Source organism: Burkholderia sp. ABCPW 111, from assembly GCF_000773065.1.
Lineage (GTDB): Bacteria > Pseudomonadota > Gammaproteobacteria > Burkholderiales > Burkholderiaceae > Burkholderia > Burkholderia savannae.
This window is the reverse complement of the sequence record NZ_JPWT01000025.1, coordinates 39,438-60,273: the sequence shown is the minus strand read 5'-3', so window position 1 is coordinate 60,273 and position 20,836 is coordinate 39,438. Positions and strand designations below refer to the sequence as shown.

Below are 20,836 nucleotides of genomic sequence, written 5' to 3'. Positions count from 1 at the left end.
ACACGCGGCGCAGATCGGTCAATCGAGACGGAACGCCCGCGCGCCGAGAAAGAGCGTCGTGGACAGGAGCGTGACGCAGACGAATGCGCCGGCGAGAGAGAGTGCGTGCGCAAGCCCGCCGATCATGGCCGGGCCGATCAGAATGCCGGAGTAACCCAGTGTGGAGACGGCCGCGACCGCGTGCGAGTCCGGCATCGCGGATTGGTTGCCGGAGGCCGTAAACAACATCGGAGCGATATTGGCGACGCCCAGGCCGATCAACAAGAACGCCGCAGCAAGCATCCACAGGGAACTGCTGGACACCAGCAGGACGAACCCGGACGTCGCGAGCAGCGCACTGCCGATGAACACGCGTTTCGTGCCGAACAGGCCGACGACCTTGTCGCCGAAAAAACGCCCCGTGGTCATCGTGACGGCGAACAGCGTATAACCTAGTCCGGCTCGATTGACGTCGAGATCCCGCTGACTGCTCAGGAGGATGCCGCTCCAATCGAGCATTGATCCTTCCATGACGTAGGCCACGCAACAGAGAAATCCCAAGACGATCACGCTGCCGTGCGGCAGGACAAAAAAAGGGGTATCGCCGCATTCTGCTTCGTTGGACAGACCGTTCCAAGTGGAAAGCGTCAACAGCCCGATGAACAGCAGTTCCAGCACGACGACGAACAATGGCGTCGCACCCAACGCCAGCAGAGCGCTGACGACACCCGCGCCGACGATGCCGCCCAGGCTGAAGAGGGCATGAAAGCCGGACATGATCGGTCTTTGCGCGCGTTTCTCCGTGGCGACTGCATGGATGTTGACGACGACGTCCATCGCCCCAATGCCGGCGCCGAAGAGGAACAGCACTCCCGCGAGCGGCAGTGCGGCATTTAGCGACACCAGCGCCGGCAGCGTCGCCAATACGAGCAGCACCGCGAGCGCGAAAATTCGCCTGCAGCCGTAGCGGGCCGCCAGCATGCCGGATATCGGCATCATCAGAAGCGAACCCAGGCCGAAAGCGAGTAGTACCGCTCCCATCGCGCCGTTCTCGATCTGCAGGCGCTGCTTGGTCAATGGGATCAGCGGGGCCCAGCTCGCGAGGCTGCATCCGGCGATGAAGAAGGCTTTGCGCGTGGCCGATACCGGTTCGCGCGCGGGTGCGGAAATATGCAATTCAGACACGATCGGTACCTTAAAACGCGTTGCCGGAGTGCGAGGAGGGGAGCGAATCGGACAGGCTCAGCGATTGGAAGTCTGCGATGTCGCTCAGTCGATTGATCACCGCGGTGGCTTCGTCGTAACGCTGTTGCGCGGACAGCGCGTGCGGCCATGCGTACACTTTCGCGATGCCGGCAAGCGTGGCCGAGCGGATACCGAGGTCGGTGTCCTCGATCACGATCGCGTCGCCGGCCTGCGCCCCCAGTTGCTCGAGCATCGCCAGATAGGGGTCGGGGTGCGGTTTGGTGCGTGGCACGTCGTCGCCGGAAATCAGCTGGATCGGCGTCGCGAGGCCGAGCAGCGCGATATTGGCGAGGCACACGTCGCGTGGGGCGGTCGAAACGAAACCGAACCGGATGCGTTGCCTTTCCAGTGCCGCCGTCAGCGTCGAGACACCGGGGCGCAGGTAATGCGTACTCAGTTTCGACCGGTAGGTGTCGACGGCTCGACTCAAGATTTCTGTTCGACGGTCGGCGGGCACCTGGATGTGCTCGAGCGTTTTCTCCAGGCTCAGGCCGATGAGCTCCTGCGGGCTGAAGCGTTCCGTTTGCTCCGGCGCGAGCGCGCGCAGCACGTCGAAATGCAGTTGTTCGCTGTCGACGATCACGCCGTCGATGTCAAAGATCACAGTTGATTTGCTCATCGCATGTCCGTCGGTCAATGAATGTCGGCCAGCCGAAGCAGCACCTTGCAATTGGGCGTTTCGAGCGGCGCCATCGTTTGGTGCGCAATGTCGCATCCGACGGTGCGGAAGGCCCGCCGGTAATCGGCGAAGTCGAACACGTGGCTGACCAGACGGGCGGTCGGAATCTCGCCGTCGCGAAATTGGAACGTTTGATAGGTACGCCGCCCGTCTTGATCGATCGGATCGGGCTTGGGGCGTGACATTGAGACACAGACAGGCATCGCGTGGACCGGACGTTGGCCGATGGCCGGGCACCGAGTGCCATCTGTCAGGCTGGATCTCACCGATCATCGACAAGGAGCCGGGCGATGTCGCAGGTCAGGCGGCGGAGCCTGCTTGTGTCTCGTGCCGGGCGCGGCGCGAACGTCGGTATTTTCTCGTCCGTCGAAACGTCACGTGCTTACGGCGAGGTGCGCGTGTGCAACCATTTCGTGTCGATCGGTCCGTGCATGCGCAAGCAGATGAATGCCGGAAAATCGTATTTCGCGATGCGGCCGCTCGCGGGGCAACTCGCCGGCTGCCGCGTGCCCGGCATCGCGGGCGGCGCGGACAAGTGCCGCTACATCGTCGACCCGCTCGGCTTCGACGTGTGCGTCGACTACAAGGCCGGCCGGCTCGCCGACGATTTCTCGGCCGTCGTGCCGGACGGCGTCGACGGCTATTTCCAGAAGGTCGGCGGCGCGGTGCTCGACGCGACGCTCGCGCTGATGAATCCGTTCGGCCGCATCGCGATGTGCGGGATGATCGCGGTGTAGGGCGGCGCGTCGGTGCCGCTCGCGAACGCAGCGCTGATCCTGCGCCAGCGGCTGCTCATGCAGGGTTTCATCGTGTCCGAGCGCTTCGACGTGTGGCCGGAGGCGCTCGCGCAGTTCGCATCGCTCGTCGCGCAGAAGAAGCTGCATTGTCGCGAGACGACCGCGCAGGGATCGAGCGCGCGCCCGGCGCGCCGCTCGGCTTGCTCAAAGGACGCAATGTCGGCAAGCAGCTTGTCGCGCCCGTGTGACGGGCCGTGGCATCATACGGTGCTCGTTCCAAGCCTTTTCGCCGGCGCGCTTGCGCCGCCTGCTCGCCGTTTGCCCTCACGATGCCGCTGAATCCGAAGATCGCGCAGGTGCTCGACATGATCGAGCGCGCGAAACGTCCCGATTATCACGAACAGACGCCCGCGCAGGCGCGCGCGGCGTACGAGAAGAGCGCGCCGATCCTCGACGTCGCGCCCGCGCCGATGTTTTCGGTCGAGGACCTGCGCTTGCCGGCGCGCGACGGCGGCGCGTTCGGCGCGCGGCTCTATCTGCCCGTCGAGCCGAGTCTGGCCGAGCCGCTGCCCGCGCTCGTCTACTACCACGGCGGCGGTTTCACGGTCGGCAGCGTCGACACGCACGACGCGCTGTGCCGGATGTTCGCGCGCGACGCGCGCTGTGCGGTGCTGTCGGTCGATTACAGGCTCGCGCCGGAGCATAAGTTCCCGACGGCGATCGACGACGCGCAGGATGCGCTCGTGTGGCTGCACGCGCACGCGTCGAGCCTCGGGGTCGACCGGGAGCGGCTCGCGGTCGGCGGCGACAGCGCGGGCGGCACGCTCGCCACCGTGTGCGCGGTGCTCGCGCGCGATCGTGGAATTGCGCTTGCGCTGCAACTGCTGATCTATCCGGGGACGACGGGGCACCAGCAGACCGAGTCGCACGCGCGGCTCGCGAAGGGCTATCTGCTGTCGGCCGACACGATCCAGTGGTTTTTCGAGCATTACGTGCGCGACGCGTCGGATCGCGACGACTGGCGCTTCGCGCCGCTCGACGGCACGCGCGGCGCGCCTTCCTTCGAGCGCGTCGCGCCCGCGTGGATCGCGACGGCGGAGTACGATCCGCTGTCCGACGAGGGCGACGCATACGCGGACAAGCTGCGCGCGGCGGGCAACCGGGTGACGCTCGTCGCGTACTCGGGGATGATTCACGAGTTCTTCAAGATGGGCGGTTTCGTGCCCGAAGTGCGGCTCGCGCATGCGGACGCGGCGAGCGCGCTGCGCGCGGCGTTCGAAGGCGACTGAGCGCGAACGCGAAGGCGGGCGCGAACGTGAAGTCGCGCGGGACGGTCGGTTCGGTCGGGCGTAGGATTCGCGAACCGGGGCGCGCGTTGCCGATCGTGCATGCATGACGCGGCGGCGCAGCGCTGCGGCTGCTGACGCTCGTGTCGCCGGCTTCGCTGCGGCGTCGGCTGATCGGGCGATTGCCGCGGGATCATGTTCGTCAGACGATATCGATGCGGGTCCGGCCGCTCTCGGGAGCGGTCCGGGCGACATGAAACGACCGGACAAGCGCGGCGCGCACGCGGCAAGCGGCATGCGGCGTCCGATCCGAATGGGCTAACGAGGATGCGGCACATGGACAGCATCGAGATCGAAACCGGCGACTGGTCGCACCTCGGCTGCGATGCATCACGAATTCGCGACGCGGTGTTCGTGCGCGAGCAGCGCATTCCGGCCGAGCTCGACCTCGACGACGACGATCCGCATGCGCATCACGCGGTTGCGTATCTGGTCGACCGAGCGGCGGGCGCACGACGCGCGGTCGCGACGGGGCGGCTGCTGCCGACGGGCGCGATCGGTCGGGTGTCGGTGCTCGCCGACGCGCGCGGGCGCGGCGTCGGCTCGCGGCTCCTGGATGCGCTCCTCGCCGAAGCGCGGGCGCGCGGCGACGCGCTCGTGCGGCTCTATGCGCAGCAACGTGCGATCGCGTTCTATTTGAGGCTCGGTTTTCGGATCGTCGGCGAGCCGTTCGTCGAGGCGGGCGTGCCGCATGTCGAGATGGCGCGCGAGCCGTGAGCGGCGATGCGGCATCGGGCGAGTGCGCCGGACGGGCGGGTGCATGCGAAGCGTGTAACGAGGGGCGGAGCGCGATTGCGATCGGTCTGAGCGGCTGTATTGGATGAACGGATTGGAGCGCGGGGAGGCGCCGCGACGGGGCGTGGCGCCGTCGCGATCGCCGATTTCGGTTCGGCGGCCTTTGTCGCTCGGCGCAGGCGCTCCCAATTTTCGATGTGGTCGGACGCGCGACTTCGCGAACTATGAGCCGGAAGCTCGGAAGCTCGAAATCCGAAGCCCGAAGTGGAGTCCGGAGCATGAAGCCGGCGCTCGAAAAAAAGAGCACGGTGGAGCTGGCCGCCAGCCCGCCGTCGATGCCGGCTCCGAACCTGGACCCTGTGAACCCGCAGCCGAAACCGTTACCGCGCCGCGGCGCCCCCGCCGTCCGCGTCGAACGTGAACGCGCGCTCGAACGTGCCCGGCCGCACAATCCGGTGCGAGCCGTCGTCGTCGCAGCGCTCCTTGACGTCGAACTTCAGCCGTCCCTCGACATCGCGCCCGACGCGCAGCGCGGTCGTGCCGCGCGATCCGTATTCGGGTGTCTCGATGAACGCGGCGGACAGCGCGCGCTCGCGCTCGATCGGAATGCCGGTGTGCGGCAGCGCGTCGTCGGCCGCTTCGCGCGCGTCGCGCATCATCCCGATCAGCGCGTCGAGCGGCGCCGCCCCGTCCCGGGTCAGCAGTGCGCCGAGCTCGCTGCGCTTGTTGACGAGCTTCGGCCAGGGCGTATCGAGCCGCGCGTTCGACAGCCCGTGCACGCCGGGCGCGACGAGCGCGGGTGCGCCGGGGGCCGGCTGCGCGTCGGCCGGACGATTGCAGTACCACGCGAGCTCGCCGCGCTTGACGTCGCCCGCGAGCAGCGTGAAGCCGTTGTAGAACACGGCCTTCTCGGCGACGTTCGCGAGATAGTCGAGCGGCGCCATGTTCTTGCCCGTCAGGAACTCGGACACGAGCTTGCCGCGCGTCGGCGCGCCGGCGCGGATATCGAACGGCGCGCGGTAATTGGTGAGCGCGGCGAAGCGGCCGTCGCGCGCGACGCCGAGCCATGTGCCGCCGCCCTCGAGATCGCGGCCCGCGAGCACGTGCGGCGCGTCGCTCCACCAGCTGAGCGGCGCGCTCGTGCGGCGGAAGAATTCGTCGCGGTTCGCGGCGAGCGTCAGCACCGGGCCTTGCGCGGCGTCGGGCTGCCAATCGAATACGATCAGGCACATCGGGCGATATCCTCGCTGGGTGAGGCCGGGCGGCGCGCCGCGGCGCATGCCGTCCGGCGGCGCGCGGCCGTCAGGCTTCGGCGGGCAGCGCGTAGGGAAGCGGCAGGAACGCGAGCGTCGGACCGCTCGCGGATGCCAGGTGGACCGAGCCGCTCTCGAGCGCGGCGAGCTTGATCTCGACGAGTGCGTCGACGCCGCCCTCGGGCGCCGCCGCCGCGTTCACGATCATCCCGCACGGCTGGCCGGGGTCGTCCGAATGATAGAGCTCGACGCCCGCATGCGCGGCGTCGGTGCCCACGGCGAGGTGCGCGAGCGCGGTGCGGCGCTTGATCGTGCCGCGATACTGGCTGCGGGCGACGACTTCCTGGCCCGGATAGCAGCCCTTGCGGAAGTTCACGCCGCCGATCACGTCGAAGTTGACCATCTGCGGGACGAACTGCTCGGCGGCGGGCTGCGTGATGCGCGGCTCGCCCGCGCGTACGTCGAGCCAGTCCCAGACGGCGGCCGACACGCGCGGCAGCGCGGCTTCGAGCGTGGGCAGGCGCGCGTCGAGCTCGGCGCGCGCGGCGATCCACAGATAGCGCGCGCGGCCGGCCGCGTCGGGCAGGCGGATCAGCGCGCCGGCGGGCGCGTCGACCTTCGTGTGGACGCCGTCCGGCAGCGCGTCGAAGACGCCCGACAGCGCGGCGCGCACGTCGCCCGCGAAGCCGACCGCGACGAGCGCGCCGCTCGCGTCGGCGAGCTTCGCCTTCGCGCGCAGCACGAACATCGACAGGCGCTTCTGCACGGCGGGCTGCACGTCCTTCGACACGAGAAGGCGCACGTCGTGACCCGCGCGCCATGCGAGGAGCGACGCGAGCAGGCGCCCCTTCGGCGAGCAGTAGCCGGCCAGGCGCGCGCTCGCCGCATCGAGATGCTCGATGTCGTTGGTCAGCTGGCCGTGCAGGAACGTCGCGGCGTCGGCGCCCGTCACATCGACGATGCCGAACTGTTCGAGCACCGTGAACGCGCCGCGCTCGAGCACGGCGGCGAAATCGTCGGGGCGCGGACGGGGCGGCGCCGGCAGCGCGGCGGGGACGGCGGCCTGCGCGGCCGGGGAGGCGATCGGTGTGCTCATGGAATGAGGGAACAGTCAATCCTGACTTTGGCAGAGGCGAGCAAGTATTATATGGGTCTTACCTGATTCACGTTCCGCATGTCCCTACTGAAGAAGTGCGCCGCGTTCGCGGCGCTCGCCGTCGTATTGCTGGGCGCCGCTTGCGCGGGCGGCGCCTATTACTGGGCTACTCGGCCGCTCGCGCTCGCCACGCCGACCCTCGACGTCACGATCAATCCCCGCAGCAGCGTGCGCAGCGTCGCGCAGCAGCTTGCGCACGGCGGCGTGCCCGTCGAGCCGAGGCTCTTCGTCGCGATGACGCGCGCGCTGTTCCTGTCGAGCCGGCTCAAGTCGGGCAACTACGAATTCAAGACGGGCGTGACCCCTTACGAGGTGCTGCAGAAGGTTGCGCGCGGCGACGTCAACGAGTACGTCGTCACGGTGATCGAGGGCTGGACGTTCCGGCGGATGCGCGCGGAGCTCGACGCGAACGCGGCGCTCGCGCACGCGAGCGCCGGGATGAGCGACGCGGAACTGTTGCGCGCGATCGGCGCGTCCGACGAGGCCGTGGCGCGCGGCAGCGGCGAGGGCCTGTTCTTTCCGGACACCTACCTGTTCGACAGGGGCGCGAGCGACCTGAACGTCTATCGCCGCGCGTACAAGCTGATGCAGACGCGCCTGGCCGACGCGTGGACGGCGCGCCGGCCCGGCCTGCCGTTCCAGACGCCTTACGAAGCGCTGACGATTGCGTCGCTCGTCGAGAAGGAGACGGGGCGCGCGGCCGATCGCGCGTTCGTCTCGGGCGTGTTCGCGAACCGCCTGCGGGCGGGGATGCCGCTGCAGACCGATCCGTCGGTGATCTACGGAATGGGCGATGCGTACGCCGGGCGGCTGCGCAAGCGCGATCTGCAGACGGACACTCCGTACAATACCTACACGCGCCGCGGGCTGCCCCCGACGCCGATCGCGCTGCCGGGCGAGGCGGCGCTCTATGCCGCGGTGAACCCGGCGGCGACGTCCGCGCTCTATTTCGTCGCGAAGGGCGACGGCACGAGCGTTTTTTCGGACACGCTAGGGGATCACAACAAGGCCGTGGACAAATACATACGAGGTCAATGAATGGCGCGTGGCAAATTCATCACGTTCGAAGGGATCGACGGCGCGGGCAAGACCACGCATCTGCAGTGGTTCTGCGACCGGCTTCAGGAAAGGCTCGGGCCGGCCGGCCGGCACGTGGTCGTCACGCGCGAGCCGGGCGGCACGCAGCTCGGCGAGACGCTGCGGGAGATTCTCCTGAACCAGCCGATGGATCTCGAGACCGAGGCGCTGCTGATGTTCGCCGGCCGGCGCGAGCATCTCGCGCTCGTGATCGAGCCCGCGCTCGCGCGCGGCGACTGGGTCGTGTCGGACCGCTTCACCGACGCGACGTTCGCGTATCAGGGCGGCGGGCGCGGGCTGCCGCGCGACAAGCTCGAGGCGCTCGAGCGCTGGGTGCAGGGCGGCTTCCAGCCGGATCTGACGGTGCTGTTCGACGTGCCGCCGCAAGTCGCGAGCGCGCGCCGCGGCGCGGTGCGGATGCCGGACAAGTTCGAAAGCGAATCGGACGCGTTCTTCGCGCGCACGCGCGCCGAGTATCTGCGCCGCGCGCAGGAGGCGCCGCATCGCTTCGTGATCGTCGATTCGAGCGAGCCGATCCCGCAGATCCGCAAGAAGCTCGACGGCGTGCTCGCCGCGCTGTGACGAAAGGACGACGCGAACGATGATCTATCCGTGGCAGACCGACGACTGGAACCGCCTGCAGGCGCTGCGCGCGCATTGGCCGCACGCACTTTTGCTGTACGGCCAGGCGGGGATCGGCAAGCTCGCGTTCACGCGGCATCTCGCGAAGGGCTTCCTGTGCGAGGCGCCGCATGAGAACGGCGAGCCGTGCGGCGCGTGCGCCGCGTGTTCGTGGTTCGAGCAGGGCAACCACCCCGATTACCGGATCGTCGTGCCGGAGGCGCTCGCAGCCGAGCTGCCGGGCGCGGCCGACGAGCCGAAGGCCGCCGACGCCGACGAAGGCGGCAAGAAGACCAAGACGCCGAGCAAGGAAATCAAGATCGAGCAGGTGCGCGCGCTCGTCGACTTTTGCGCAATCGCGTCGCATCGCGGCGGCGCGCGCGTCGTCGTGCTGTATCCGGCCGAGGCGCTCAACGTCGCGGCCGCGAACGCGCTGTTGAAGACGCTCGAGGAGCCGCCGCCGGGCGTCGTGTTCCTGCTCGCGTCCGCGCGCATCGACCGGCTTTTGCCGACGATCGTGAGCCGTTGCCGCCAGTGGCCGATGGCGGTGCCCGCGCTCGACTCGGCGGCGGCCTGGCTCGCGGCGCAGGACGTCGCCGACGCGGGCGCGCTGCTCGCCGAAGCGGGCGGCGCGCCGCTCGCCGCGCTCGCGCTCGCGAACGACGAGAACCGGCCGCTGCGCGACTGGACGCTCGCGCAGCTCGCGGCGGGCGCCGCGTGCGATCCGTTCGCGTGCGGCGAGACGCTGCAGAAGCTGCCCGTGCCCGTCGTGCTCGGCTGGCTGCAGCGCTGGCTGTACGACTTGCTCGCCGAGCGCGCGGCGGGCGCGCCGCGCTATTTTCCCGCGCAGCGCGCGGCGCTCGCGCGCTGCGCGGCCGCCGTCGATTCGAACGCGTTCGCGCGCTTCCTGAAGACGGTTACGCGGCAGCGCGCGGTGGAGAACCATCCGCTCAGCGCGCGCCTCGTGTTCGAAGAGCTGTTTCTCGGCTACCGCGAGCTGTTCGCGTAGCCTGCCAACCGTTTCATCTATCGGATTGCCTTCCATGACCGAGCTTGCCTATCGCGACGCCACGCCGGACGACCTGCCCGCGATCGTCGCGATCTACAATTCGACGATCGCGTCGCGCCGGGTGACGGCCGACACCGAGCCCGTGACGATCGAAAGCCGCCGCGCGTGGTTCGACGCGCACAATCCGCACGTGCGGCCGCTGTGGGTCGTCGAGGGCGCGGGGCAGGTGATCGCGTGGCTGAGTTTCTCCGATTTCTACGGGCGTCCGGCATACGGCCATACGGCGGAGATCAGCATCTATCTCGACGAGGCCGCGCGCGGCAACCGGCTCGGCAGCCGGCTGCTCGAGGCGGCGCTCGCGAAGGCGCCGGCGCTCGGCATCCACACGGCGCTCGGCTTCATCTTCGGCCACAACGAGCCGAGCCTGCGGCTCTTCGCGCGCTACGGCTTCGCGACCTGGGGCACGCTGCCGCGCGTCGCGGTGCTCGACGGCGTCGAGCGCGATCTCGTGATCGTCGGCAAGCGGCTCGTCGAAGCGTAAGCGCGCGGCGCAGCCGGCGCGCCCGCTTCGCCGGCGCCGTCGCGCGCTGCGCGTCGCGCAGCAAGGAAGAATTCAACATGTTCGTCGATTCACACTGTCACATCAATTTCGAAGGCCTCGCCGACCGTCTGCCGCAAGTGCTGGACAACATGCGCGAGCACGGCGTCACGCACGCGCTTTGCGTATCGGTCGATCTCGAGACGCTGCCGTCCGTGCTCGCGATCGCGCGCGATCACGACAACGTTTTCGCGTCGGTCGGCGTGCATCCCGACCACGAGGACGCGAAGGAGCCGACGGTGGCCGAGCTCGTCGAGCTCGCCGCGCATCCGAAGGTGGTGGCGATCGGCGAGACGGGCCTCGACTATTACCGCCTCGAAGGCCGCTCGATCGCCGACATGGAGTGGCAGCGCGCGCGCTTTCGCACGCACATCCGCGCGGCGCACGCGACGGGCAAGCCGCTCATCGTCCACACGCGTGCGTCGTCGGAGGATACGCTGCGGGTCATGGCCGAGGAGCGCGCGAGCGTGCCGGGCGGCGTGATGCACTGCTTCACCGAGCCGTGGCCCGTCGCCGAGGCCGCGCTCGCGCAGAACTTCCACATCTCGCTTTCCGGCATCGTCACGTTCAAGAACGCGACCGACGTGCAGGACGTCGCGCGGCGCGTGCCGCTCGACCGGCTGCTGATCGAGACCGATTCGCCGTATCTTGCGCCGGTGCCGTATCGCGGCAAGCCGAATGAACCTGCGTACGTCAGCCATGTCGGACGCTTTATCGCGGCGCAACGCGGGATGACCGACGAGGCGCTCGGCGCCGCGACGTCGCAGAACTTTTTCCGGCTGTTCAAGATCGCCCGCGCGGGCGACGCCAGCCCAGTCAACCAGGGGTAGGAGCTGAAAAAAATGAAGTCGATCAAACACTTGTCGAAACAACGCACGATGAGCGCCGTGCTGCGCACGCTCGCGGTCGCGGGCGGGCTCGGCGTGTTCGCGGCGGCGCCCGCGCACGCGGAGTCGCTCGACGGGATCGTGAAGGCCGTCAAGTTCGACGACATCAAGGACATCTCGAAGCAGCTGAAGAACGGCCTCGACCCGAACACGATCGCGCCGAACGGCGATCCGCTCCTCGTGATCGCCGCGCGCGAGAAGTCCGATCAGGTCGCGGCGGCGCTCGCCGCCGCGCCGAACGTCGAGCTCGACAAGGAAGACAAGGCGGGCGAGAACGCGCTGATGCTCGCCGCGCTGAACGGCGATCTGCCGCTCGTCAAGCTGCTCGTCGACAAGGGCGCCGAAGTGAGCAAGAAGGGCTGGTCGCCGCTGCACTACGCGGCGACGAACGGCAACGACGAAGTCGTCAAGTATCTGCTCGACAAGTCCGCGTACATCGACGCCGCGTCGCCGAACGGCACGACGCCGCTGATGATGGCGGCGCGCGGCAACCACGGCTCGACCGTCACGCTGCTGCTCGACCAGGGCGCCGATCCCGCGCTGAAGAACCAGCTCGGCGTCACCGCGCTCGACTTCGCGAAGCACTACAACGCGCCGGACGCAACCGGGATTCTGTCGAAGCGCACGGTGCGCATCGGCGACGCACCAGCGCCGAATGCGCAAAAGAGTGCAAAATAGTGACTTTCGGCGCGGCGGGCTGCCGCGCCTTTCGAAGTATCGGCGGTTTCGCCTCCTGACATAAGGAAGATTCATGTTGCGGGCTATGTTTTGCGCCGCCGCGTTCGCCGTGCCGCTGACGGCGGCCGCCTTCACGGCCGGCGACCTCGACAAGCTGTGCGCGAAGACCGACGTCAAGTCGCGGGCGTCGTGCGCGGCGTACATCGAGGGCGCGGCGGACGGCGTCTACAACACGATCGACGCGATCGGCGGCACCACGGGGCCGCGCGTCGGCCAGTACTTCTGTCTGCCGCCCGACATCAAGTCGCAGCAGATGACCGACGCGGTGCGCAAGTACATCGCGGAGAACCCCAAGCTCGCCGACTACAACGCGAGCACGGCGGTGTCGCTCGGGCTCGGCAAGGCGTTTCCCTGCCGCGGCTATTGATCCGGGCCGGCCGCCGCCCCGGCGCGGGGACGCGTTCCCCGCGAACCTGACGGAGACACGGCGCGCATGTTGACGATCGACGACCTGTGGCGCATCGCCGATGCGCCGCTTCATAGCTGGCTCGGCACGCTGGCCGTGTCGGCGCTCGTCGTGCTCGCGATCGCGGGCATTCACCGGATCGGCGCGCGCATCGTCGTGCCGATCGCCCGGCCTTATCCGGTCATGAGCGAGATCGTGTCGTATGCCGACCGGCCGTCGCTCGTCCTGCTGTCGTTCCTCGCGCTCGAGTTCCTGTGGCTGCAGGTCGACGAATCGCTGCCGCATGCGGGCGGGCTGCGCACGATCGCGGCGGTCGGCACGATCGTGGCGCTGACCTGGCTGCTGATGCGGCTTGCCGCCGCGGTCGGCGACGCGATCATCCGCGCGCATCCGATCGACACGCCCGACAACCTCGAGGCGCGCCGCATCCACACGCAGACCCGCGTGCTCGCGCGAACCGTGATGGTGCTGATCGTGATCGTCGGCGCGGGCGCCGCGCTGATGACGTTTCCGAACGTGCGGCAGGTCGGCGCGAGTCTTCTCGCGTCGGCGGGCGTCGCGGGCCTCGTCGCCGGCATCGCCGCGCGCCCGGTGCTCGGCAACCTGATCGCCGGGCTGCAGATCGCGCTGTCGCAGCCGATCCGGCTCGACGACGTCGTCATCATTCAGGGCGAGTGGGGGCGCATCGAGGAGATCACGGGCACCTATGTGTCGGTGCGCCTGTGGGATCAGCGGCGGCTCGTCGTGCCGCTGCAGTGGTTCATCGAAAATCCCTTTCAGAACTGGACGCGCAGCAGCGCCGAGCTGATCGGCACGGTGTTCCTGTACGTCGACTATCGGCTGCCGCTCGAGCCGCTGCGCGCGGAGCTCGCGCGGATCGTCGCCGCCGCGCCCGAATGGGACGGCCGCGTGCAGGTGCTGCAGGTGACCGACGCGACCGAGCGCTCGATGCAGTTGCGCGCGCTCGTCAGCGCGCGCGATTCGTCGCTTGCGTGGGATTTGCGCTGCCGCGTGCGCGAGGGGCTCATCGCGTTCATCAACGCGCACTATCCGCACTGCCTGCCGCGCGAGCGCAACGAATGGACGGCGCCCGACGCCGGCGCGCGCGAGCCGCATCCGGGCGGGCGCGTGCAGGAGCCGGCCGCGAGCACGGCGGCGTTCACCGCGGCGGACCCGACGACGGCCGAGACCGGCGTGCCGCGCGCGCCGCATTGAGCGCGCCGGGCGGTGCGGCACGCCGCGTTGCGGGCATGCGCCGCGCGGGAGGCGCGGGCGCACGACGCGGACATCGCGCGAGCGGTCCGCGCGGCGCGCTGGCCGAGTGGGGCCGACGTGGGGCCGACATAAGGCAGACATGAGGCAGACATGAGGCCGACATGAGGCCGACATGAGGCCGCCGCGCGCATCGATCGCCGTTCGCCTCCTCCATCAACGATTCAACGGTTCAACAATTCGCCGATGCGATCCGCCGATTTTTCGATGTCGCCGCTCACCGCCCTCGCCATCGCCAATTACCGGTCGTTGCGCGATCTCATCGTGCCGCTCACGGCGCTCAACGTGATCACCGGGCCGAACGGCAGCGGCAAATCGAGCCTCTATCGCGCGCTGCGCCTGCTCGCGGATACCGCGCAGGGCCGGGTGATTCCGTCGCTCGCGCGCGAGGGCGGGCTGCCGTCGACGCTATGGGCGGGCCCCGAGCGCTTCTCGCGCGGCATGCTCGCGGGCGAGGTGCCGGTGACGGGCACGGTGCGCAGCGAGCCGGTGAGCCTGAAACTCGGCTTCGCGTGCGAAGACTTCGGCTACGCGATCGATCTCGGGCTGCCGCCGCTCAACGGCGAAACCGAGTTCGGGCTCGATCCGGTCATCAAGCGCGAGTGCATTTGGAGCGGGCCGATGCCGCGGCCGTCGACGCTGCTCGTCGATCGGCGCGGCGCGCAGTTGCGCACGCGCGATGAAGCGGGCGATTGGCGGGCCGTTGCGCAGCCCGTCGCGAGTTTCGACAGCATGATGACCGAGTTCGCCGACCCGCGCGGCGCGCCCGAGATGATCGCGATGCGCGAGCGGATTCGCTCGTGGCGCTTCTACGATCATTTCCGCACCGACGCGCTCGCGCCCGCGCGGCTCGCGCAGGTCGGCACGCATACGCCGGTGCTGTCCGACGACGGCGGCGATCTCGCGGCCGCGCTGCAGACGATCTACGAGATCGGCGACGCCGCCGCGCTCGACGCGGCGCTCGACGACGCGTTTCCCGGCGCGCGGCTCGAGATCGACAATCCGGGCAGGCGCGGCCGCTTCGAGGTGCTGATGCGGCAGCCGGGGCTGCTGCGGCCGCTGCGCGCGGCCGAGTTGTCGGACGGCACGCTGCGCTACCTGCTGCTCGTCGCGGCGCTCCTCACGCCGCGCCCGCCCGCGCTGCTCGTGCTGAACGAGCCGGAGACGAGCCTGCATCCCGACCTGCTGCCCGCGCTCGGCCGGCTGATCGCGCAGGCGGCGGGGCGCTCGCAGGTGATCGTCGTGTCGCATGCGGCGCGCCTCGTCGCATCGCTCGAACGCGAGCCGGGCAGCCATTCGATCGTGCTCGAGAAGGCGCTGGGCGCGACGCGGATCGTCGATTCGGACGCGCTCGACTTGCCGGCATGGAAATGGCCGGCGCGATGAAGGCGGCGCGGTGAGGGCGGCAGGCAGCGGCGGCGGGGCGGCGAGCGCCGCGGAACGCCGCCGCGGCGGCACGGCGCATCGGAATCGGACAAAGAGGGCCAGGTTTCTGGGCAACGTCCGCCGCGGCTGCAAAGATGCGGCTGGGCTGAATGTATCTCGCCTGTAACAAGCCCCAAAAAATGCAATCGGTCCGCTGGGATGCGCGCCGATCGCTAATAATGGCGGTCTGCGGGCGTCGCCCGACGCCGGCTCGCGGGCCGGCCGCCACTGGAGATCGTACCCATGAGAATTGCGCAGATCGCTCCGTTGACCGAATCAGTGCCGCCGAAGCTGTACGGCGGAACCGAGCGCGTCGTGTCGTACATCACCGAGGCGCTCGTCGACCTGGGGCATGACGTGACGCTGTTCGCGAGCGGCGATTCGATCACGCGCGCGAAGCTCGACGCGGTGTGGCCGCGCGCGTTGCGGCTCGATTCGTCGATCCGCGACCGGATCGCGCCGCACATGCTGCTGATGGAGACCGTCGCGCGCCGCGCGCGGGATTTCGACGTGCTCCATTTCCACATGGATTACTACTCGTTCTCGGTCTTCAAGCGGCAGGAGACGCCGTTCGTGACGACGCTGCACGGCCGCCTCGATCTGCCGGAGCAGCAGCCGGTGTTCGACACGTTCGACACCGCGCCCGTGATCTCGATCTCGAACGCGCAGCGCCAGCCGATGCCGCAGGCGAAGTGGCTGACGACGGTCCATCACGGGTTGCCCGAGACGCTCTACACGCCGCAGCCCGTCGAGCAGTCGTATCTCGCGTTCCTCGGCCGGATCTCGCCGGAAAAGCGCGTCGACACGGCGATCCGGATCGCGCAGCGCTGCGGGATGCGCATTCGCATCGCGGCGAAGATCGACGCGGCGGACGAAGAGTATTTCGAGCGCGAGATCAAGCCGCTCTTCGCGCTGCCGCACGTCGAGTTCATCGGCGAGATCGCCGATCACGAGAAGGCGGCGTTCCTGTCGGGCGCGCATGCGCTGCTGTTTCCGATCGACTGGCCCGAGCCGTTCGGCCTCGTGATGATCGAGGCGATGGCGTGCGGCACGCCCGTCATCGCGTTCAACCGCGGCGCGGTGCCGGAGGTGATCGACGAGGGCGTGTCGGGCTTCATCGTCGAGGACGAGATCAGCGCCGTCGCGGCCGTGAACCGGCTGTACACGCTGCCGCGCAACCGGGTGCGCGCGCGCTTCGAGGAGCGCTTCACGTCGCGCCGGATGGCGCAGCAATACGTCGACGTCTATCAATCGCTGATTCGCGCGCAGAAGCGCTCGCGCTTCAAGGTGATCGATTCGGCGTCTTGAACGAACGAGGCGAGCGGCGCGGCAGGGTGCGTCTCGGCCCGCCGTCGCCCCGTGTGCCCCGGCGCCGCGCCGCGCGTTGCGGCGACGCATGAAAAAACGGCGATGCGCGGTAAAAGCGCATCGCCGTTTTCGTGTCGGCCGCCGCTTGCCATCGATGCGGCGGCCGCGTGCGCGGGCGTCAGATCTTCAGCTTCGTGACCTTCGTGCCGCTGATCGACACGTCGCCCATCAGCCCGGCGTTCGTCAGCACGATCACTTCGACGGGCGCGGTCGCCGTGGTCGTGTCGATCGCGCCGTTCGCGCCCATCTTCACGAGCGCGACCGACGCGTCGGCGCCGGCCGCCCAGCCGTCGGAGTTGCGGAATTTGTCGAGCGCGTCCTGCGTCATGAACAGGAACACGATCGCCTTCGATTGTGCGCCCGCCTGCAGGCCGACCGACAGCGACGAGGTGTTGTAGTAGCCGACCGTCGCGCCGCCCACGCGCAGCGAGCCGTTGCCCGTTTGGCCGCCGATGATGAGGCCGGCCTGGATCACGTCCGGGAACACGAGCACGCCGCGCGACTTCGCGACGAGCTCACGCGAGCCGGGCACCGTCGAGTACAGACGCGACAGCGTGGCGTCCGTGCTCGCATCGATGGCTTGACGCTTCGACGCGTTGGTCGCTGCGTTGGCGGGCTTGTCCGGCGTCGTCGTGCAACCGGCGAGCGCCAGGCTGCCCACGACGAGCGCGGCGGCGGCTTTCAACACGAGATTGCGTTTCTGCATCGTTTTTCTCCATCAAGTGTAGATCAGCGTGATTCCCGCGAACGGGTTCACGCCGGACTTTATAACACAGCGAAATGCTTTGCCTTACCGCTGTAAGGTGAAAGACCGTCAAATCGACGCGTTTCATTGTGCGGCGGCGCGTGCGTGCGCGGGTTGTCGTGGGCCAAGGTTTGCTTTGGCGGGCGAAGCCGATGCCGCGCGGCGCGCGAACGTCAGTGATGCGAAACGGGCGGCTTGATCGGCGGGCGCCGCAGCGCGCGGCGCACGAGCCCGATCACGACGCCGCATGCAAACAGGAACGCGGCGGGAACGATCCAGTAACCGACGAACGCATGCCACAGATAGCCCGCGAGCGTGCGCTTGCGCACCGCGAATTCGTCGCGCGCCTCCTGCTGACGGCGCGCGTTCGCCGCGAGCACGTTGGCGGGGCAGCCTGCCGCGCGCGCCTCGTCCGGCTCGCCGCGGCAGACCGCCGCCGCGCCCGCCGCGCGTTGCGCGCCGGTGAGCTCCCAGGTCGTGAGCGCCAGCTCGAGGTCGGCGTAGTTGTACGCCATTTCCTCGCGGATCTCGCGCACGGCGACGATCGCGACAGGCACCGCCCAGAACACGATCACGATCAGCCAGCGCCGAAACCAGCGGCTTTGTCTCCATGCCATCCCGTGCCTCCGTTTGATGCGCGGCGCGCATCTGTCATGAGGGCGGCCCGATGGCGCTTCGTTTTGGTGGGGAGGGCCGCGCTGCAGCCATCATAGAAGAAAACGCGGCGAAACGCCGCAGTCGGCCGCGCGCGAATGCGTGCGTCGCAAAAGAAAATGCCGCGCCCGTCGAAACGGTGCGCGGCATCGTGCCGATTCGCCGGAAGCGTCAGGCGGCGGGCTTCGCCGACAGGCAGCCCTTCATGAACGCCTTGCGATCGTCGCCCGTCTTGCCGGCGGCTTGCGTGTTGCAGGCCTTCATCTTTTCCTGCTGCGACATCTTCTTCGCCGGCTTCGCCGACAGACAGTCCTTCATGAACGCCTTGCGCTCGTCGCCCGTCTTGCCGGCGGCCTGCGCATTGCATGCCTTCATCTTGTCCTGCTGGCTGTTTGCGGCGAATGCAGGCGTTGCCAGCACGCCGCCGACGAGCAGCGCGGCCATCAGCGATCGGATCTTCATTGGACACTCCCGGTGGGTGAGTTGCATCTTGTTCGATAAGCGATGAATCGCGCGGCTGCGCGGATCGCGGTTTGCATTATGGCAAATTGGCGCCGAAACGACAAAATACTCGGGGAAAACGAGCGGTGCGTTAATTTTCGCGTGACGGCCGCGCAACGGATCGGGCGCGCAGCGCGCTCGCCGGCCGTGGCCGAAATGCTTTCGCAAGGCTGCAAACGCCGGTGCCGCAAGCGTTTCGGACGGCCTTCGCGTGCGTGCGCCGCGCGCTTTTTCCGGGCGGCGCAGTCGGGCGGCGCCGGCGATTTTGTCTATTTCGAGATAACGCGAGAAGGCGCGGCGCGCGCGATCTCGCGCGTCGGGCGCGCATCGTGCGGGAGTGCGAACGGCGCGCGTCGGGCGGCGCGAGGCCGGCGCGTCCGGTTCGCGCCGCGCGTGCGCGCACTCGGGAAAACTCCGCGCTTGCCGGGCGGAGGCCGGCTGCCGTTACAATCGCGGCCATGAACGCACCGACATCTTCCAGCCCCCCCAACGTTTCGAGCGCGACGCCGCGCACGCTGCCACGCATCGCCGTTCTCGCGACGGGCGGCACGATCGCGGGCGCCGCGCCCGACGCCGCGCAGACGGCCGGCTATCAGGCGGGCGCGCTCGGCGTCGACCGGCTCCTCGCCGCCGTGCCCGCGCTCGCGCAGATCGCGACGATCGCAGCCGAGCAGGTCGCGAGCATCGACAGCAAGGATCTGTCGCCCGCGCTGTGGACGACGCTCGTCGAGCGGATCGACGCGCTCGCCGCGAGCGACGCGATCGACGGCATCGTGATCACGCACGGCACCGACACGCTCGAAGAAACCGCCTACCTGCTGCATCTGACCGTGAAGACCGCGAAGCCCGTCGTGATGACGGCGGCGATGCGGCCCGCGACCGCGCTGTCGTCGGACGGCCCGCTCAACCTGCTGAACGCGGTGGCCGTCGCAGGCAGCGAGGCGGCGCGCGGGCAGGGCGTGCTCGTCGCGTTCAACAACCGGATACACGGCGCGCGCGACGTCGTGAAGACGAGCACCTACGCGGTCGACGCGTTCCATTCGCCGGAACTCGGCGCGCTCGGCTGGGTGCAGGACGGCCGCATCGAATTCGCGCGGCGCGCGACGCGCCCGCATACGCTCGACTCGCGCTTCGCGATCGGCGCCGCGTGGCCGCAGGTCGACGTCGTCGCGAGCTACGCGGGCGCGTCGCGCGCGATGGTCGACGCGTGCGTCGCCGCGGGCGCGCGTGGGCTCGTCGTCGCGGGCACGGGCAACGGCTCGATCCACGCGACGCTGCAGACGGCGCTGGCCGACGCGGCGGCGAAGGGCGTTGCGATCGTGCGCGCGTCGCGCGTCGGCTCGGGGCACGTGATGCGCAACGGCGCGGCGAACGACGACGCGCTCGGCTTCGTGAGCGCGGGCTCGCTCAATCCGTACAAGGCGCGCGTGCTGTTGATGCTCGCGCTCGCGGCGGGCGTCGCCGACGTGCGCGAATTGCAGCGGGTGTTCGATACGTATTGATAGGCGGATAGGCGGATAGGCGGGCCGGCGCGCATCTCGCGTGCGGCGCGGCGCGCGGGCCGCTTCGCGTCCGAATGCATCGCGTCGAATCGAGCCGCAGGCGGCGTCGGCGCATAAAAGAAAAGCGGACCCGTGGGTCCGCTTTTTTCACATGATGCGCCGCTGCGCGCTTCGTTCAGGACTGCGGCGGAATCACGAGCTTCTGGCCCGGATAGATCCTGTCGGGGCTCGAGAGCATCGGGCGGTTCGCCTGGAAGATCGCGTCGTTCTTCGAGCCGTCGCCGTAGTACTTCTCGGCGATCTTCCAGAGATTGTCGCCGGAGACGACGTCGTGGTACTGCACTTGCGGATCGTCCGGTTGCAGGTCGTCGTCGTTCACGCCCGCGACGCCTTGCACGTTGCCCGCCGCCACCTTGACCTTCGCCTTCGTATCGAGGTCCGCGACGCTGCCCGACAGCGTGACGGTGCGCGACGCGCCGTCGAACGCGACCGTCAGGTTCGACGTGTCGAGGCCCTGTGCGGAGATGTAGTTCTTGATCGCATCGCCGGCCGTCTGATTGGCTGCGGCCGGATCGCTCGCGGCTTGCTCGTCGCTCTTGCCGAGCAGCTTTTCACCCGCTTCCTTGATGAACGAAAGAAGACCCATCGCAACACTCCTTCAGGTGATTGAAAAAAGATGCGCCGTGAAGTCGCGAGAAGCGCGAAAGCGGTGCGGCGCTTCTCGAAAGGCGTCGCGAAAGTGTAGGCGTTCGCGTTGCAAATTGCATGAAAAATCGCTTCGGCGAACGTAAAGAAATGTAATACGTGCTGTGACGAATCCGACAGACGGACACCCGACGACGACGTCTGACCGACCAAGGCTTCCCCGTCGGCGCCGGGTGCCGCTGCGGACCCACCTGCCGC

The 20,836-nt window shown here is 68.8% G+C and carries 22 protein-coding genes and 1 pseudogene; 14 read left to right on the top strand and 9 right to left on the bottom strand.

Annotated elements, in window-relative coordinates:
- Positions 1 to 18: 18 nt before the first annotated feature.
- Genes X946_RS04930 through X946_RS04920 form a run of 3 tightly spaced genes read right to left on the bottom strand, consistent with a single transcriptional unit; the run spans position 19 to position 2,088 of the window.
- Positions 19 to 1,164, bottom strand: a complete 1,146-nt coding sequence (locus tag X946_RS04930; protein WP_038744611.1) for an MFS transporter — start codon at positions 1,162 to 1,164, stop codon at positions 19 to 21.
- Between the two features lie 10 nt (positions 1,165 to 1,174).
- Positions 1,175 to 1,843, bottom strand: a complete 669-nt coding sequence (locus X946_RS04925) for an HAD family hydrolase (RefSeq protein WP_038744610.1) — start codon at positions 1,841 to 1,843, stop codon at positions 1,175 to 1,177.
- 14 nt (positions 1,844 to 1,857) lie between these two features.
- Entirely contained in the window at positions 1,858 to 2,088 is a 231-nt protein-coding gene (locus X946_RS04920) for a hypothetical protein (RefSeq protein WP_038744608.1), read from the bottom strand.
- Positions 2,089 to 2,193: 105 nt separating this feature from the next.
- Between X946_RS04920 and X946_RS04915 the strand changes: the two are divergent.
- The 3 genes and pseudogenes from X946_RS04915 to X946_RS04905 all read left to right on the top strand — a co-directional run bounded on the left by X946_RS04915 (position 2,194) and on the right by X946_RS04905 (position 4,703).
- Positions 2,194 to 2,888: pseudogene (locus X946_RS04915) on the top strand (zinc-binding dehydrogenase).
- A gap of 81 nt (positions 2,889 to 2,969) precedes the next feature.
- On the top strand, positions 2,970 to 3,929 hold the full coding sequence (locus X946_RS04910) for an alpha/beta hydrolase (protein WP_038744607.1): 960 nt from the start codon (positions 2,970 to 2,972) through the stop codon (positions 3,927 to 3,929).
- A 333-nt stretch (positions 3,930 to 4,262) separates the two neighbouring features.
- Positions 4,263 to 4,703 (top strand): GNAT family N-acetyltransferase, encoded by a 441-nt coding sequence (locus tag X946_RS04905; RefSeq protein ID WP_038744606.1) that lies wholly within the window; start codon positions 4,263 to 4,265, stop codon positions 4,701 to 4,703.
- A 398-nt stretch (positions 4,704 to 5,101) separates the two neighbouring features.
- On the opposite strand, the gene X946_RS04900 is transcribed toward X946_RS04905, so the two are convergent.
- Together X946_RS04900 and ygfZ are read right to left on the bottom strand one after the other, a co-directional pair.
- Complete coding sequence (locus X946_RS04900) at positions 5,102 to 5,953, bottom strand: NRDE family protein (RefSeq protein ID WP_038744605.1); 852 nt, start codon at positions 5,951 to 5,953, stop codon at positions 5,102 to 5,104.
- Positions 5,954 to 6,023: 70 nt separating this feature from the next.
- The gene (gene ygfZ / locus X946_RS04895) at positions 6,024 to 7,070 is read right to left on the bottom strand and encodes a CAF17-like 4Fe-4S cluster assembly/insertion protein YgfZ (RefSeq protein ID WP_038744604.1); all 1,047 of its coding nucleotides are present in this window, start codon (positions 7,068 to 7,070) and stop codon (positions 6,024 to 6,026) included.
- A gap of 78 nt (positions 7,071 to 7,148) precedes the next feature.
- On the opposite strand from ygfZ, the gene mltG reads away from it, so the two are divergent.
- The 10 genes from mltG to X946_RS04845 all read left to right on the top strand — a co-directional run bounded on the left by mltG (position 7,149) and on the right by X946_RS04845 (position 16,471).
- The gene (gene mltG / locus X946_RS04890) at positions 7,149 to 8,168 is read left to right on the top strand and encodes an endolytic transglycosylase MltG (RefSeq protein ID WP_038744603.1); all 1,020 of its coding nucleotides are present in this window, start codon (positions 7,149 to 7,151) and stop codon (positions 8,166 to 8,168) included.
- On the top strand, positions 8,169 to 8,789 hold the full coding sequence (gene tmk, locus X946_RS04885; protein ID WP_038744601.1) for a dTMP kinase: 621 nt from the start codon (positions 8,169 to 8,171) through the stop codon (positions 8,787 to 8,789).
- A 19-nt stretch (positions 8,790 to 8,808) separates the two neighbouring features.
- Complete coding sequence (locus X946_RS04880) at positions 8,809 to 9,837, top strand: DNA polymerase III subunit delta' (protein ID WP_038744600.1); 1,029 nt, start codon at positions 8,809 to 8,811, stop codon at positions 9,835 to 9,837.
- 34 nt (positions 9,838 to 9,871) lie between these two features.
- Positions 9,872 to 10,378, top strand: coding sequence for a GNAT family N-acetyltransferase (locus X946_RS04875; RefSeq protein WP_038744599.1), 507 nt, complete (start codon positions 9,872 to 9,874; stop codon positions 10,376 to 10,378).
- Between the two features lie 77 nt (positions 10,379 to 10,455).
- Positions 10,456 to 11,265, top strand: a complete 810-nt coding sequence (locus X946_RS04870) for a TatD family hydrolase (protein ID WP_038744597.1) — start codon at positions 10,456 to 10,458, stop codon at positions 11,263 to 11,265.
- Positions 11,266 to 11,277: 12 nt separating this feature from the next.
- On the top strand, positions 11,278 to 12,000 hold the full coding sequence (locus X946_RS04865; protein ID WP_038744596.1) for an ankyrin repeat domain-containing protein: 723 nt from the start codon (positions 11,278 to 11,280) through the stop codon (positions 11,998 to 12,000).
- Between the two features lie 73 nt (positions 12,001 to 12,073).
- Positions 12,074 to 12,427, top strand: coding sequence for a Rap1a/Tai family immunity protein (locus tag X946_RS04860; protein WP_038744594.1), 354 nt, complete (start codon positions 12,074 to 12,076; stop codon positions 12,425 to 12,427).
- Positions 12,428 to 12,493: 66 nt separating this feature from the next.
- Complete coding sequence (locus X946_RS04855) at positions 12,494 to 13,681, top strand: mechanosensitive ion channel family protein (RefSeq protein ID WP_038744592.1); 1,188 nt, start codon at positions 12,494 to 12,496, stop codon at positions 13,679 to 13,681.
- A gap of 264 nt (positions 13,682 to 13,945) precedes the next feature.
- Complete coding sequence (locus tag X946_RS04850) at positions 13,946 to 15,124, top strand: AAA family ATPase (protein ID WP_038744690.1); 1,179 nt, start codon at positions 13,946 to 13,948, stop codon at positions 15,122 to 15,124.
- 282 nt (positions 15,125 to 15,406) lie between these two features.
- Entirely contained in the window at positions 15,407 to 16,471 is a 1,065-nt protein-coding gene (locus X946_RS04845) for a glycosyltransferase family 4 protein (protein ID WP_038744591.1), read from the top strand.
- A 178-nt stretch (positions 16,472 to 16,649) separates the two neighbouring features.
- On the opposite strand, the gene X946_RS04840 is transcribed toward X946_RS04845, so the two are convergent.
- From X946_RS04840 to X946_RS04830, 3 genes are all read right to left on the bottom strand, one after another.
- Positions 16,650 to 17,237, bottom strand: a complete 588-nt coding sequence (locus X946_RS04840) for a BPSL1445 family SYLF domain-containing lipoprotein (RefSeq protein ID WP_038744590.1) — start codon at positions 17,235 to 17,237, stop codon at positions 16,650 to 16,652.
- A gap of 212 nt (positions 17,238 to 17,449) precedes the next feature.
- Positions 17,450 to 17,893 carry a membrane protein gene (locus X946_RS04835; RefSeq protein WP_038744588.1) on the bottom strand — a complete coding sequence of 148 codons (444 nt, stop codon included), beginning with the start codon at positions 17,891 to 17,893 and terminating at the stop codon, positions 17,450 to 17,452.
- Between the two features lie 208 nt (positions 17,894 to 18,101).
- Positions 18,102 to 18,392, bottom strand: a complete 291-nt coding sequence (locus X946_RS04830; protein WP_038744586.1) for a PsiF family protein — start codon at positions 18,390 to 18,392, stop codon at positions 18,102 to 18,104.
- A gap of 497 nt (positions 18,393 to 18,889) precedes the next feature.
- Between X946_RS04830 and X946_RS04820 the strand changes: the two genes are divergently transcribed.
- Entirely contained in the window at positions 18,890 to 19,933 is a 1,044-nt protein-coding gene (locus tag X946_RS04820) for an asparaginase (RefSeq protein WP_038744584.1), read from the top strand.
- Between the two features lie 175 nt (positions 19,934 to 20,108).
- Here the strand turns inward: X946_RS04820 and lysM are convergent, their stop codons facing one another.
- Positions 20,109 to 20,579 carry a peptidoglycan-binding protein LysM gene (gene lysM, locus X946_RS04815; RefSeq protein ID WP_038744583.1) on the bottom strand — a complete coding sequence of 157 codons (471 nt, stop codon included), beginning with the start codon at positions 20,577 to 20,579 and terminating at the stop codon, positions 20,109 to 20,111.
- Positions 20,580 to 20,836 lie beyond the last annotated feature (257 nt).